Here is a 12,647-nt window from a genome sequence, read left to right as displayed (position 1 = left end):
CCGCCCCTTATGACAACGAGCCCGTATCTCCTGCCTGAAGCCACCAAGAGTGACGACGTTTACAACCTGCGCAGCAGCGGTGCTGCCCAGAGGGCGCTGGACTTTTACTTGAAAGGAAATATGTCAGCACCCGTCCCGGACGAAGGTTTTTTCACACTCAAACCGGGCATCAGTCAGGAAGAAGCGCTGGTCCACGCCTCAGAGCTGTTGCGCAGCGCCGCCGCTACGGCCTATGAATCGGCGAGCAGCCATCAAGGCAATCAGCGCGACCTGGCGTTTTCAGTTGTGTATTTGATTGATATGGCGAAGGCGATGATAGAGCGGTCGCTGCAGGCATCGGGGGCTCAGACGAACGCGTAAGAGGCGCGAAGGAAAATATTTCTATCACAGGGATAAAAACATTTGACTTGCAAATGATAATGATTATTATTGGGCTCAGCTGATCGCGAGATCAGTCGATAAACCAAGGGACCTTAGGTCGGACTCTTGGAATATCTCCTCATCAGGCTAATCACGGTTTTTGACCCGGCTCTTTGGCCGGGTCTTTTTTTTGCCAGTTTCCCTGGCGTGGCTTCAGGCTAATGAAGACTGTGTGTTGCTCGATGGCGCGCATGGTAGCAAAAGACCATCGCCAAAAGAAAGTCAGTCGGGCGCTCTGGCTCAGATCTCTGCGAAATAGCGCTTGAGAATCAATCTCATAGATTTTAAGCTGCGGCAGCGTCACGGATGACGCCCCCCTTCTCGCAACAATTTTGCGTCCAGTCTTTACCAGACTCCTGTGTAATATAGTCGTCACAACACTCATATTCAGGCAACCAGACTATGACCGTGGCCTTGACTTCCATCAAGATCAGCACCGACTTCGACAGTGGCAATATCCAAGTACTCGACGCCAGCGATGCATACCATTTGTTGCTGGCAATTCGACCCGATACCCGCAGTCACCATTTCCAATGGTTCCACTTCAAGGCCGAAGGCATGCACGTGGGCCACACCCACACCTTTCGCCTGAGCAACGCGGGTGGCTCCTCGTATAAGCATGCCTGGAGCGGCTACCACGCTGTCGCGTCTTATGATCACGTCAACTGGTTCCGAGTACCGACTCGCTTCGACGGAGAGATCCTGCACATCAGCCTCGAAACCCGCGAGAAACATGCCTGGTTCGCCTACTTCGAGCCCTACAGCCGTGAACGCCATGATCGGCTGATAGAGCTGGCGCTGAAATACGCCGGCACTCAACTGCTGGCGACCGGTAAAAGCGTAGAAGGCCGCGATATCCAACTGCTGCGCCGTGGCAAAGGCGGCGAAGGCCGTCGCAACATCTGGATCATCGCCCAACAGCACCCCGGCGAACACATGGCCGAATGGTTCATGGAAGGCATCATCGAGCGCCTGCAACAGGACGGCGATGCCGAGATGAAAAAACTCCTGGCCGTTGCCGACCTGTACCTCGTGCCGAACATGAACCCCGACGGTGCCTTCCACGGTCACTTGCGCACCAACGCCATGGGGCAGGACCTCAATCGTGCCTGGCAAAGCGCCAGCCAGGAGATCAGTCCAGAAGTGCTGTTCGTGCAGCAACAGATGGAAGAGTACGGTGTGGACCTGTTCCTCGATATCCACGGTGACGAAGAAATCCCCTACGTGTTCACCGCCGCCTGCGAAGGCAACCCGGGCTATACCCCGCGTATCGAAGCGCTGGAAAAACACTTCCGCCGCCACTTGAGTGCGCTGACCCGAGACTTCCAGACCACACATGGCTACACCCGCGACTTGCCGGGCGAAGCCAATATGACCCTGGCGTGCAATGCAGTCGGCGAAAAATACGACTGCCTGTCCCTGACCCTGGAAATGCCATTCAAGGACAACGACGACGCCCCCAACCCGAAAACCGGTTGGTCGGGTGAGCGGTCCAAGCAATTGGGCAAGGATGTGTTGAGTACCGTGGCCGATATCGTCACGGTCCTGCGCTAACGCCCCTGCCCTCAGCCGGCATCAGTCCCTGGTGCCGGTCATGCTCTGCAACACCCCATCACGCCGAATCAGTCCATGGAACAACGCCGCCGCCAAGTGCAACAGCACCGTGAAAAACAGCAGGTAAGCCAGATACCCATGGGCCTTGCGCAGCAGCGCAAACAGCGGCGCGTTAGCCGCCACCAGCGCCGGCAACTGCACCGAACTGCTGAGCATTACCGGATCACCTGCCGCCGAGATCATCGCCCAACCCAGCAGCGGCAATACCAGCATCAACCCATACAGCACCAGATGGGATGCCTTGGCCGCCAGCACTTGCCACTGCGGTAAGTCAGACGGTAACGGCGGCTGACGGGTGGAAAAACGCACCACCAATCGCACGATCACCAAAGCGAGGATCGCAATCCCCAGCGGCTTGTGCAGGTGGATCAACCACTCATGCCGCTCCGACACCGACGCCGCCAGCCCCGCGCCGATAAACAACATGGCGATGACCATCAGCGCCATCAACCAGTGCAGCAGACGTGCCAGGGGCGCAAAAAACCGAGGGTGGGCATTCATGGTTTCGACTCCTGAGGGGCACTGTGCAACGGGCCGACTTCACCGGCACGGCGCAGGTACGAACTGGCATACGCCGCCGAGCGGGCGGCCAGCAGCGGATCATTTGAGGCTTCGATGCCGCTGGGCAGAATCAGCGGGTCAAAGTTGATGTCGCGGCAATCACCGTCGGCCTGAGGTTGGCTGCTTTGCAGCACCAGGGTGCCGGCGTTCAACACTTTGTGCTCGCCGGTCCAGGTCTTGCTCGCATCGTCGAGTGGGTCGCCGGGGTTGGCCAGGGTGATGTTCAACTGCCAACGCAATGGCCCTGACGCCAGGCGCTGCGCCAAGTCTTTCTCAAGGAAGTCAGCACCGCCCGGCGCAGTATCCCCCGCCGCGTCCTGGCTCTGCGGCAGCACGCCCCAGCGCACGGCCTGGCGCTTGCCATCGGCGCTCACCAAGTAAAACGCGTTGATGCCGTTATAGGTTTCGGTGGCGTAACTGGCCGATGGCTTGGCGGTCTTGACCCACGCCAAAAACGGCGCCGTCTCGGGATGCGCGGCGAAAAACGCCGGCATATTCGCCGGGTTCGGCTTGCCGGTGGCCGGATCGGGCGCACCCGCTTTGAGCATCTGGTAGAACGCCTCGGGCGTGCCTACCGGGAACACCGGCATGCTGTTCATACCCGTGCGCCATTGCTGGCCGTTGGATTGGTTGAACTGCACGGCAAAGCTGCGGATCGGCACACTGCTGTCCGGTGCATATGGGTTACCACTGGGCAACGCAAACCGGCCGACCAGGGGCGTCTTGGCCTCGCTGAACACCTGGGCACTGGAGTACGCACGGGCTTCGGGGCTGCTCTCGAAATACCCGGCCACGCACACGCCCTTGGCATGGTTCCGGCGAAAACCAGGGTGCACGCCGTTATTCGTTTCCAGGGCATTGACCAAGGTTTTCGGCCGCAGCCGCTGTGGGTCGAGCGTGCCGTTGACGTAGGCAAATGCCCCGGCAACGACAGCAACTACGGCCCCAATACCGGCGAGTCGCGCAATCAGGCTCGCAGTGCTCAACGCAGGACGGGGCGGTGATGAGTGATCTACCATGAACAAACTCCAGGGCCAGAGGCCTTAGGGGGTGAAACTTAAGGTCGGAGCATTGAGACGAATGCCGATCTGCTCTATTCCCTGGCCGTGGATTTATTTTTCCTAGCCTGGAATAACCCTTAACGCCGGACGTCTCTCTAGTCCCAGCGTAGTGACCAGCCAGACACCCATGCATGAACTCGACGAACAGTTACGTGAACTCATCCCCAGGCTGCGGCGTTTTGCCGTGTCCTTGACCCGTAACGCCAGCAGCGCCGATGACCTGGTGCAGTCCACTCTGGAACGGGCGATTACCCGCTGGGCCGACAAACGCGTTGAGGGCGATCTGCGCGCGTGGCTGTTTTCGATCCTCTATCGGCAGTTCCTCGACGCCCACCGCCGCACCCGGCGCTATGCACGCATGCTGGAGTTTTTTACCGGCCGCGATGACGCGCAGCCGTCGGTGGAGCGCACTGTGATCGCCCAGTCGACCCTGCAAGCCTTCGATCAACTCAACACCGAACAGCGCGCCCTGCTGTTATGGGTGTCGGTCGAAGGTTTGAGCTACAAGGACGTAGCCGACATCCTCGATGTGCCAGTGGGCACCGTGATGTCGCGCCTGTCCCGGGCACGCCAAGCCTTGCGTCAACTCAGCGATGGCGAAATTGCCAGCCCTTCCCTGCGGATACTCAAATGATCAGCCTGCCCCCCAGCGAACGCGACCTGCATGCCTACGTCGACCACCAGCTCCTGGAGAGTGATCGCCGTGTGCTCGACACCTATTTGGCGACCCATCCCTACGTCGCGGCCCGGGTCCAGGCTTGGCAACAGGACGCGCAACTACTGCGCGCGTCCTTGAGCGGCGCCCTGCAACAGCCGCCCAACCCGGCACTGGACCCGGCGCTGATTCGCCAACGCATCAAGCATCAATCGCGCCGCCACTTCGCCACGGCGGCGGTATTGCTGATTGCCGTCAGCCTGGGCGGCCTCGGCGGCTGGCACGCCCGTGAAGCCACACAAGCACCGATGTTGCCGATGGCCGACGCCATGCAAGCGTTCCGCCTGTTTGCCCAGGAAGGCATCATGCCCGCCGACTACAACGGCCAGGACAGCGGCACCATGCAGGCGTGGCTCGACCGCTACTTCAACCAGGCCCACCGCCTGCCGGACTTGAGTCAGTCGGGCTTCAAGCCGGTCAGCGGTCGATTGCTCACCACCGACCAAGGCGCCGCCGCCATGGTGCTGTACGAAGATCCCCAGGGTCGGCGCATCAGTTTCTACATTCGCCCACCGGGCCCGGACAACGGTTTCCTGCCCCACGGCCAGCGCACGGCGGATGGATTACAAGCGCAATACTGGTCCGGCGGCGGCTACAACTATGCGGTGGTCAGCCCGACGGATCAGCCGCCACCCTCCCTTCAGCCGTTCTAGAACCCCACGTCCAGCACCACATTGTCGAGATAGGTGCCGGCGGGTGGGGTGGTCTGGTCGCTGTAGATTTTTGCGTTGTAGTTGAACACCTGGCTGCCGGTGCCCAAGCCATTGCCGGGGTTGACCTCAGCCGTGGAACTGGCCCGCCGCGCTGCGCCAACACTGCCCCACCGCGTGGTGCCGGCGCTTTTGAAAATGTCGTAGGCCAGGTAATTGCTGCCTGAAATCATGCGCCGCCGCCCACCCGCACTCAGCGGATTCTGGCCGTCGCTCAGGCCCACGGTGTAGGCACTGCCCTTGGTGCAGGCGATGTTGATGGTTTGTCCGGTCACGGCAGTGAACCCACTGATCACCGGAGCACTGCCAAAGCTGATATTGGGCGCGGTGATCTGACAGTCGTTGGTGACGATCATGCTGACCGTCAGGGTCGCGACGGCATTACCAATGTCCCGTCCCAGGCAGACGCCGCCGATGCCGATCCCCGAGCAATAGTTCCAGTTCCAGGCAATGTTCAACGTCTCGGTATATAGCCCCGCCGCCACATTGCTGCCCGTGATACTGCTCAGGTACAGCGGCACGGTTTTCGTCCCTGGCCCTGCGATCAGCCCCAACGCCTGGGCAATCCCCCCGGATCCACCAAAATCGAATTGCGTGCCTCGGGTAATCGGATAGCTGCTGCTGTTGTTGCCGTAAAGGGTGTAACCGATCACGTCACCGGTCGGCCCGACCATGCCACTCTGGGCCGACGTAACGGTGGCGTAGAAGTGGTCCGACGACACCAACAGCGAAATCAGCGCCGACGTGCAACTCAAACCGGCGTTGGCCGTGGAACTGGTCTGCGCGGCAGTGCGCACCGTCATTGAACTGATCGAGCCGAAGCTGGCCGGCGCGGTGGTGACCACCGAGCACGCCGCCATCGCCGGGCCCGCCTGCAGCAGCCCGAGCAGCAACCATGCCCTGCCTCTCACTGGCACACCAACGGCCCGATCAGCGGCACGCCTTGTTGCTGCTCATCGATATCAAAGGTCGCCTGGCAGGCTCGCCCTTGTCCCAACGTCACCTGCAAGGTGTTGTGGGCCGACAGGTTCTCCAGGTACACCAGACCATCCCAGCCCACCACCGCCTGCTGGCCGCTTTGCTCATGGACCACCAGGCTGCCCAGGGGTAATTCCTGATGCTGACTGTCCACCAGGGTAACGCTCGCAGCGAGCACTCGCCGCAGCGGGAACTCAAGCAGATAACCCGCGCCACGGCGCACCGAAACTCGTTGTTCCACGTTAGGGCTCTGCACATTGAGCGGCAGGTTCAGCGGATCGATTTCATACTTGCCCCGGTAATACGCACTGCTCCATGGCACCAGCAAATGCCCATTGCGATCGGTCTCTCCCACCAACTGGTTTTCGTAGCGCACCGGAATCCCGGCAAACCCCTGGGTACTCACCACCACAAATGCATCGTTGATGCGGTTGGCAGCAAAGGTGTCGCCGCCCATCCACACCAGAGAGCCACTGGCATCCGCCCAGCGCGTCTCGGCATCGCTGCTGCCGTACACGCCGGCCTGCAATTGCACCGACTGCAAACGCCAGGTCAAGTCAGCTTGTCGATAGCTGGGTGCATCGCCTTGGGCATACCCCAGGTTGTAGCCGAACCCACCTTGGCTGGGCACCGCACTGCTGTAGTTGACGCGCTGGCGACGAGTGCCGTCCTTTCCGCGCTCGGTGCTCAACGCAAGGCTGCCGTTGAGGTCGAACGGGATTACCAGTTGTGCCTGCATGGCCCAATTGCTATCGCCGATCTCGCGATTGGCCGACAGGTAGAAACTGGTGTTGCGCCACAACGGTTTGCTCCAGCTCAGGTTGAGCAGGCGCGTGCGGGAATCGTCCGCTGCCTGCACGTCGAAATACCCAAGGCCCAGGCTGCCAAAACGCTGCAGATTGAGGCTCAGGGTCACCTGTTCGCTGCGCTTGCTGAGGCTGGCGTAGGGCGTGTCGACCAGGGTCAAATCGGCGTAATCGGCGCGCCGTTCCACCCGTTGGTAGGACAGGCTGTAACGGGTGCTGTTGTACTGATAACCCAGGCTCAGTTGCTGGCCGTTGCGGCCTTCGAACTGGCTTTGACTGAGGGCAGTGTTGAGCACGCCAAAATTGCCCAGGCGCACATTGGCGCCCAGCCCGCCGAGAGTCAGATCGCCGGTGGCTTCGGCGTGGCTTTCCAGAGTGAGGTTGTCGGAGTAGCCATAACGCAACGTGGCACTGGTCACCCCTGATCCATAGGAGAAGTCGCGCACGGTGTAGTCGCGGCGCAACGTGCCGGCCGCCACCGAAAAATCCGTCAGGCCTTGTTGCAACAGCGTACTGGTGACGTAGAACGGCACCGTGGTCGACACTTGGCGACCCAGGGCGTCGGTGGTGACGACCACCGCTTCACCCGCGCCGTTGATAAACGGGATATTGGTCAGGGTGTAGGGGCCCGGTTGCAGCAGCGCGCTTTCGGATTTGTAGCCGTTGATGAACAGATCCACCGACGACGGCACTGCCGCCTCGCCCGCAAATTGCGGCAAGGGATAAGTAACCAGATCGGGGCGCACCGCAAAATCGCGCGACAACTGCACCCCGCCCAAGCGTACCGAGCTGCTCCAGGGCAGCGAACCGCTGATCACGTCGCCGGCCTCGTAGGTGAGCAAGCGCTCATCATCCGAGAAACGCCAGGTGGTGTCGTAGCGCCGGTAACCATTATTGAGGGTGCTGTCGTTGATACCGCCGGCCAGGGTCTGGCGATACTGCCCAGTGTTGGACAAGGTGCCCCAGTTGTCGAACAGCCGCACTTCATTCCAGGCCGCGAGGTAGCTGCCGCCTTCATCGGTGTCGTTGAAGTACAGGTCGTAGTTGAGCAAAGCGCCAAAGCTGCTCATGGCCTGGGTACGCGGGTAGGTGTCGCGGTTGCCGATGAACTGCTCCTGCAACCACGACGGCGGCACGTCGATCAGCAGGCGCTGGCCGTTGCTGTCGTAATCGCTGTGCAGGCCGGGGATTGCGTCCAGGGCCACGCTGCCGCTGAGTTCACCGGGCAATTTCATGCCCACATCCTGCAGCGCGCCGGCCGGCACATAGAGTTGTCCGGCACGTTGATCGACTGCAACGACGCGGCCGGTGTCCATCTGGTTGACCACCAACTCCAGAAATAACTGTGCATCGGCGACAGCCTCCATGCTGCTCGGCGGCGGTGGCAGGTCGCCAGCCACTGCCACGCCCCACAGCCCGCTGACCACCACCGACAGCCATAGATGACGAGCCCGACCACGACTCACCATGGCGTTGTGTCCTTCAATGGACATCTCCATCTGCTTAAAACCCGGAGCTTCCCCGCCCCGTTACACTGCCTTCAACGCTTCGGCGCCAGGCTCTCCAACTGCGCCGCACCATTGACGCGAACCTGCAACGGCTGATCAGCCGACACAGCATCCGGCACCGGCCAGCGCATCGTCGCGCCGGGCAGCACATAACCCAACAAGCCCTCCACCAGCGGCCGGGTCTGTCCGCTCTGCTTGAACGACGCGTCCGTCAATCGTGCATGCACAGCGCCCTGGTTACGCACCTCGATGTAATTGCGCCCCGCGACGGTGACCTTGTGCCAACTCAGGTCCGGTTTGCCCGCGCCCGCCGGGTCACGCTGACGCGTGGCGTCCTCCTTGCTCCACAGCCCCGCGCCGTAGGCGAATAACGGCACCGAGTAGCGCATCTGGAAACGAATCGCCGCCGCCGTATTCTTGCCTTCCGGCGGCGTGGGCACCTGCAATGGCGAGGGAATTTCATCAATGATGATGCGGTAGGCCAACTCCTGGCCCGGCGGCACTTCACGGGTGCGGGTCAGGCGTACCAGTTGCTTTTGACCCGGTTCGATCCTGGCCACCGGTGGGCTGCCGATCACATCGCGCTGGTTCTGGTACTGCTCGTCAAAGCCACTCTGGCTCCAGGCAAATACGCGAATCTGCAGGCTCGCGGTTTCCGTTCCGCGGTTCTCCAGCCACAGCGCGCTGGCCTGTTGATCAGCTTCCAGCACCGGGTCGATAGGCCAGATCAGCACCGAACTGGCGGCCTGCACCAGCCCCGTCGTGCACAACGCCCCCAAGGCAATACCTGCGGCCCACAGCCGCCGGGAAGGTGAACGCATAAAACCACTCCTTTTACCGATAAGCCCTACCACGTCAGCTGCACCTGCAGCGTGTCGCTGTAAGTCCCCCCAGGCTGATTGCCCGGTAAAACCACCCGCCCATAGATCGGCAGACTGATGTTGTTTGCGTCGCTGTACGCCACGCTGACGCTCTGGCTGATCCCCAGGCTCTGGCTGAACGCCGCGTCCCGAAACAGCTGATAAGCCACTCGCGTACTGCCGCTGTTGAGTTGCAGGTTGCGCCCGCTGCTGTTATGCAGGCCGCCGTCGACACTCATGCTTAACGCCACCCCCGGCGTGCATTGCAGGGTCACGCCGCCGGTCAGCACCGCGGTCACGGTGCTGGTGGCCAGGGCCGAGTAACTGCCGTAGTTCAGCGCGCCGTAGTTGGCGCCGCCGCCGACGATCAGGCAGCCCGGCGTAATCGTCGCGCTCACCTGAAAACTCTGGCTGGTCACCGCCGCCAACGGCAGCGGCACCACCAGGCCACAGGCCAGCAATGCGCGAAGCCAGCGCATTAGAACGTCAGTTCAACGGCCACGGTGTCCGAGTACGTGCCCGCCGGCAGCCCGGCCTTGCCCACTGCCCGACCATAAAGGTTCACGGTTTGCGCCACACCGGTGCTGGTCGCGAGGGTGATCACGCCGTCAATCGCCAGCAGCGCCGAATGGCCGCTGTCGGTGTAGAAGTCGTAAGGCACGAAGTTACCCGCGCCGTCGGCCAGTGCACGGGTACCACCCGGAGAAGCACCATCATGGGCACCGGCACGCACTTTCACTGCTGGCGTGGTGCCACTGGAGCACAGGATCGAGAGCGCGCCACCAGTACCGGTACCGCCCAGCAGTTGGGCGTCAGCATTGGTAAACAGGCTGTTGGTGGTGCCGAAGTTCAAGCTACCGAAGTTGAGACCAGTAGCCGCTCCGGAACCGTTGACCTGGCAACTGGCAATCAGTGTCAGGCTGGAGGTGATCTGGCCGGTCACCGTGGTGGCCGCATTCAGGCTGGAGGCCATCGCCAGACCCAGTGCACAAACGCCGAGTCGAGATACAAGTGCATGCATGATCGTCATCCTTTTGATTTACCAATCCAGTGTCACCGTCAATGTGTCGGTATAGGTTCCTGCAGGGAGGGCCGTGGTATTGGCCACCACGGCGCCCCACACCGGGATGGTCATTTGCGTGCCATTAGCGGCTACAAAACTGCGTTGCTGGCCGATGGTGTAAGGGATACGCCCCCGCGGGTCGGCCATCAGTTGATAAGGGATAGTCTGGCGGCCGTTGCTCAGGCGCCGGGTGGTGCCGACGGCATTGGTGCCGCCGTCGATGGTCACGGTAAAGCTGGCGACCGTCGGGTTGCACGAGACTGTAAGCGGCGCGTTACTGCCGTCTGAGATGTTCGCCCCCAAGGGGTTGCTCCACGTAGGTCCCTGGCTGCCGAAGTCCAGCATGGCGGTGCCGCCCGTCGGGCTGACTGGCGCTGTGTCATTGCCCTTGCTCACTTCGCAACTGGCGGTGATCACCATGCGCGCCTGGATAAACCCGCTGGCCACCGCCGCGCGGGCGTCTTCAGCCAGCAGCAACAGGCCACCCATGGCCAGCAGGGTCCAGCCACGGTTCACCATGTGACCGTTACCTTGAGCAGGTCGGTGTAACGGCCGACGGCCGGGATGTCCTTGAGCGGTTCGATACGACCATACAGCGGCAGATCGACGGAGCCAGAGTCCGGCACACGGCCGCTGAGCGGGACATTCACTGGCAACGGAACACGCCGCGCGGCGTCGGCATAAATGCGATAAGGAATGGGTTTGCCGGAGGGGATGCCCGTGCTCAGGTAACGCACTTCGCCGGTGCCACCGTTCAGGCCGCCATCGACGCGCATCTGGTACGGGGTGTCGGGGTTACATTCCAGGCGCGGCTGGCGCTGGCTGATCAGCGCCGCACTCAACGGCCCGGCCGGGTCATCCAGACGCGGGCCGCTGCCAAAATCCAATACGCCAAGTTGCTCGATGCCAGCGCTGCGGGTGGTGCCCACCAACTGACAGCCCCGTTGCACATCGATGCGCACCACAACTTGCAGTTGCGCCGCGTAAACCGTGCTGCAGAGCATCGCGCCCATGACTGTCAATACTGCTCGTCCCTTCACTGCCCCAAATCCTTATACAGGGGTGACTGCCATGTAGAAGGGTAGTCACTGAGAAAAAATCTGCCAGTGTGGACAGGATTACCTGTGCTCCATGCCGTTTAGAGATAGCTGGCCGCGGCCTTCTGTATTGGTCAAATCGCCCCGGGCGACCTAAAGTAAGCGACCTCGACACACAGAGTGAATCCCATTGGCCGTGCTTCCTTTAATCCGTCGCTTGCTCGGTAAACATGCCGACGGCCACGACGACTCGCCCATTCAGACGTTCTTTGAGAACAAGGCCCGGCAACAGGGCTATACCCTCAGCGCCGGCCAGGCCCAGGCAATCGCCGCCATGGCGCGCGCGACCCAGCATCTGCTCGCTGGCCAACCCACCCGCAGCCTGTACCTGCACGGCCCGGTAGGTCGCGGCAAAAGCTGGCTGCTGGACGGTTTCTTCCAGGCGCTGCCCATCGCCGAAAAGCAGCGCGTGCACTTCCATGATTTTTTCGCCCAGTTGCACCGGGGCATGTTCGCCCACCAGAAGGCCGAGGATGCCCTGGCCGTCACCCTGGACGAACTGCTCGACGGCCGCCGTGTGCTGTGTTTCGACGAGTTCCACGTGCACGATATCGGCGATGCCATGCTGATTACCCGGCTGTTCAAGGCGTTGTTCCAGCGCGGCGTACTGGTGCTGGTCACCTCCAACTATGCGCCCGAAGGCCTGTTACCCAACCCGCTGTACCACGAACGGTTCAAACCGGTGATCGACTTGATCGCCACGCGCATGGAGGTGCTGGAAGTCAGCTCGCCCAAGGATTTCCGCAGCCTGCCCCAGGCTCATTCCGTGCAGCGCTTTACCACCGGGCAATACGTGTGGCCGGGCACACCGACCCAGCGTGCGGCGCTCGGCCTGCCGGTCACCGATGGCCCGGCGCAGCACCTGACGGTGGGCAACCGACAATTGATCTGCCGCCAGCATCACGCTCGTACCATCGCGTTTACCTTCAGCGACCTCTGCGAACAGCTGACAGCCGTGATGGACTACCTGCTGCTGTGCGAGGATTTCGATCACTGGATCATCGACGGCCTGCCCCACTTGGCCGAGTGCCCGATCGCTGTGCAGCAGCGTTTTATCAACCTGGTGGACGTGCTCTACGACAAAGACAAGCACCTGATCCTGATCGGCGAACAACCGCTGGCACAGGCGATGAGCGGTCAGGCCATCGACTTGGCGCGCACCGCCAGCCGCCTGAATCAACTGCAACACGCCAGCCCGCAACCGGTGCCCGACCCGGTATCATGAGCGCCATTTACGCCCCCTTGCCGAGTGAC

The 12,647-nt window shown here is 61.7% G+C and carries 15 protein-coding genes; 5 read left to right on the top strand and 10 right to left on the bottom strand.

Features of this window, described 5'->3' with window-relative positions; translation table 11 throughout:
* Window positions 1-9 precede the first annotated feature (9 nt).
* Window positions 10-360 (top strand): DUF6124 family protein, encoded by a 351-nt coding sequence (locus ACKZ62_RS10690; RefSeq protein ID WP_447096649.1) that lies wholly within the window; start codon window positions 10-12, stop codon window positions 358-360.
* 151 nt (window positions 361-511) lie between these two features.
* On the opposite strand, the gene ACKZ62_RS10685 is transcribed toward ACKZ62_RS10690, so the two are convergent.
* Window positions 512-724: a hypothetical protein gene (locus ACKZ62_RS10685; protein WP_179178769.1), complete on the bottom strand. Its 213-nt coding sequence runs from the start codon at window positions 722-724 to the stop codon at window positions 512-514.
* 98 nt (window positions 725-822) lie between these two features.
* Between ACKZ62_RS10685 and ACKZ62_RS10680 the strand changes: the two genes are divergently transcribed.
* A complete protein-coding gene (locus ACKZ62_RS10680) occupies window positions 823-1,974 on the top strand; it encodes a M14 family metallopeptidase (protein ID WP_032889844.1) in 1,152 nt (383 codons plus the stop codon).
* A gap of 21 nt (window positions 1,975-1,995) precedes the next feature.
* Here ACKZ62_RS10680 and ACKZ62_RS10675 read toward each other — a convergent pair whose 3' ends face one another.
* Together ACKZ62_RS10675 and ACKZ62_RS10670 are read right to left on the bottom strand one after the other, a co-directional pair.
* Window positions 1,996-2,535: a cytochrome b gene (locus tag ACKZ62_RS10675; RefSeq protein WP_099600977.1), complete on the bottom strand. Its 540-nt coding sequence runs from the start codon at window positions 2,533-2,535 to the stop codon at window positions 1,996-1,998.
* A complete protein-coding gene (locus ACKZ62_RS10670) occupies window positions 2,532-3,614 on the bottom strand; it encodes a catalase (RefSeq protein ID WP_122680615.1) in 1,083 nt (360 codons plus the stop codon). Before ACKZ62_RS10670 ends, ACKZ62_RS10675 begins: the two co-directional genes overlap by 4 nt.
* A 169-nt stretch (window positions 3,615-3,783) precedes the next feature.
* On the opposite strand from ACKZ62_RS10670, the gene ACKZ62_RS10665 reads away from it, so the two are divergent.
* Both ACKZ62_RS10665 and ACKZ62_RS10660 read left to right on the top strand, forming a co-directional pair.
* Window positions 3,784-4,290, top strand: a complete 507-nt coding sequence (locus tag ACKZ62_RS10665) for a sigma-70 family RNA polymerase sigma factor (protein ID WP_032889850.1) — start codon at window positions 3,784-3,786, stop codon at window positions 4,288-4,290.
* Window positions 4,287-5,024, top strand: a complete 738-nt coding sequence (locus tag ACKZ62_RS10660; protein ID WP_447096648.1) for an anti-sigma factor family protein — start codon at window positions 4,287-4,289, stop codon at window positions 5,022-5,024. The genes ACKZ62_RS10665 and ACKZ62_RS10660 overlap by 4 nt, the downstream gene beginning before the upstream one ends.
* On the opposite strand, the gene ACKZ62_RS10655 is transcribed toward ACKZ62_RS10660, so the two are convergent.
* The 7 genes from ACKZ62_RS10655 to ACKZ62_RS10625 form a co-directional block, all read right to left on the bottom strand.
* Window positions 5,021-5,941, bottom strand: a complete 921-nt coding sequence (locus ACKZ62_RS10655; RefSeq protein ID WP_050442866.1) for a Csu type fimbrial protein — start codon at window positions 5,939-5,941, stop codon at window positions 5,021-5,023. The genes ACKZ62_RS10660 and ACKZ62_RS10655 overlap by 4 nt on opposite strands.
* Before the next feature lie 47 nt (window positions 5,942-5,988).
* Entirely contained in the window at window positions 5,989-8,334 is a 2,346-nt protein-coding gene (locus ACKZ62_RS10650) for a fimbria/pilus outer membrane usher protein (RefSeq protein ID WP_032889856.1), read from the bottom strand.
* A gap of 71 nt (window positions 8,335-8,405) precedes the next feature.
* Window positions 8,406-9,194, bottom strand: coding sequence for a fimbrial biogenesis chaperone (locus tag ACKZ62_RS10645; protein WP_095184396.1), 789 nt, complete (start codon window positions 9,192-9,194; stop codon window positions 8,406-8,408).
* 26 nt (window positions 9,195-9,220) lie between these two features.
* Window positions 9,221-9,712 (bottom strand): Csu type fimbrial protein, encoded by a 492-nt coding sequence (locus ACKZ62_RS10640; protein ID WP_447096647.1) that lies wholly within the window; start codon window positions 9,710-9,712, stop codon window positions 9,221-9,223.
* Entirely contained in the window at window positions 9,712-10,254 is a 543-nt protein-coding gene (locus ACKZ62_RS10635; protein ID WP_032889863.1) for a Csu type fimbrial protein, read from the bottom strand. Before ACKZ62_RS10635 ends, ACKZ62_RS10640 begins: the two co-directional genes overlap by 1 nt.
* Window positions 10,255-10,272: 18 nt before the next feature.
* The gene (locus tag ACKZ62_RS10630; protein WP_122680612.1) at window positions 10,273-10,815 is read right to left on the bottom strand and encodes a Csu type fimbrial protein; all 543 of its coding nucleotides are present in this window, start codon (window positions 10,813-10,815) and stop codon (window positions 10,273-10,275) included.
* Complete coding sequence (locus tag ACKZ62_RS10625; RefSeq protein WP_032889867.1) at window positions 10,809-11,309, bottom strand: Csu type fimbrial protein; 501 nt, start codon at window positions 11,307-11,309, stop codon at window positions 10,809-10,811. Before ACKZ62_RS10625 ends, ACKZ62_RS10630 begins: the two co-directional genes overlap by 7 nt.
* 214 nt (window positions 11,310-11,523) lie before the next feature.
* Between ACKZ62_RS10625 and zapE the strand changes: the two genes are divergently transcribed.
* Window positions 11,524-12,618 carry a cell division protein ZapE gene (zapE, locus tag ACKZ62_RS10620; protein WP_447096646.1) on the top strand — a complete coding sequence of 365 codons (1,095 nt, stop codon included), beginning with the start codon at window positions 11,524-11,526 and terminating at the stop codon, window positions 12,616-12,618.
* The last annotated feature ends 29 nt before the right edge of the window (window positions 12,619-12,647 follow it).

This window comes from Pseudomonas sivasensis (assembly GCF_052938085.1).
Note: the sequence above shows the minus strand (reverse complement) of the source record. Positions and strands in the feature narration are given on the sequence as shown.

Excerpts from the sequence above, each read along its gene's own strand:
- ACKZ62_RS10670 (WP_122680615.1), bottom strand. The coding sequence starts at position 3,614 with ATGGTAGATCACTCATCACCGCCCCGTCCTGCGTTGAGCACTGCGAGC.
- ACKZ62_RS10665 (WP_032889850.1), top strand. The coding sequence starts at position 3,784 with ATGCATGAACTCGACGAACAGTTACGTGAACTCATCCCCAGGCTGCGG.
- ACKZ62_RS10650 (WP_032889856.1), bottom strand. The coding sequence starts at position 8,334 with ATGGTGAGTCGTGGTCGGGCTCGTCATCTATGGCTGTCGGTGGTGGTC.
- ACKZ62_RS10655 (WP_050442866.1), bottom strand. The coding sequence starts at position 5,941 with ATGGCGGCGTGCTCGGTGGTCACCACCGCGCCGGCCAGCTTCGGCTCG.
- ACKZ62_RS10645 (WP_095184396.1), bottom strand. The coding sequence starts at position 9,194 with ATGCGTTCACCTTCCCGGCGGCTGTGGGCCGCAGGTATTGCCTTGGGG.
- ACKZ62_RS10680 (WP_032889844.1), top strand. The coding sequence starts at position 823 with ATGACCGTGGCCTTGACTTCCATCAAGATCAGCACCGACTTCGACAGT.
- ACKZ62_RS10640 (WP_447096647.1), bottom strand. The coding sequence starts at position 9,712 with ATGCGCTGGCTTCGCGCATTGCTGGCCTGTGGCCTGGTGGTGCCGCTG.
- ACKZ62_RS10630 (WP_122680612.1), bottom strand. The coding sequence starts at position 10,815 with ATGGTGAACCGTGGCTGGACCCTGCTGGCCATGGGTGGCCTGTTGCTG.
- ACKZ62_RS10625 (WP_032889867.1), bottom strand. The coding sequence starts at position 11,309 with ATGGGCGCGATGCTCTGCAGCACGGTTTACGCGGCGCAACTGCAAGTT.
- ACKZ62_RS10635 (WP_032889863.1), bottom strand. The coding sequence starts at position 10,254 with ATGCATGCACTTGTATCTCGACTCGGCGTTTGTGCACTGGGTCTGGCG.
- ACKZ62_RS10690 (WP_447096649.1), top strand. The coding sequence starts at position 10 with ATGACAACGAGCCCGTATCTCCTGCCTGAAGCCACCAAGAGTGACGAC.
- ACKZ62_RS10660 (WP_447096648.1), top strand. The coding sequence starts at position 4,287 with ATGATCAGCCTGCCCCCCAGCGAACGCGACCTGCATGCCTACGTCGAC.
- ACKZ62_RS10675 (WP_099600977.1), bottom strand. The coding sequence starts at position 2,535 with ATGAATGCCCACCCTCGGTTTTTTGCGCCCCTGGCACGTCTGCTGCAC.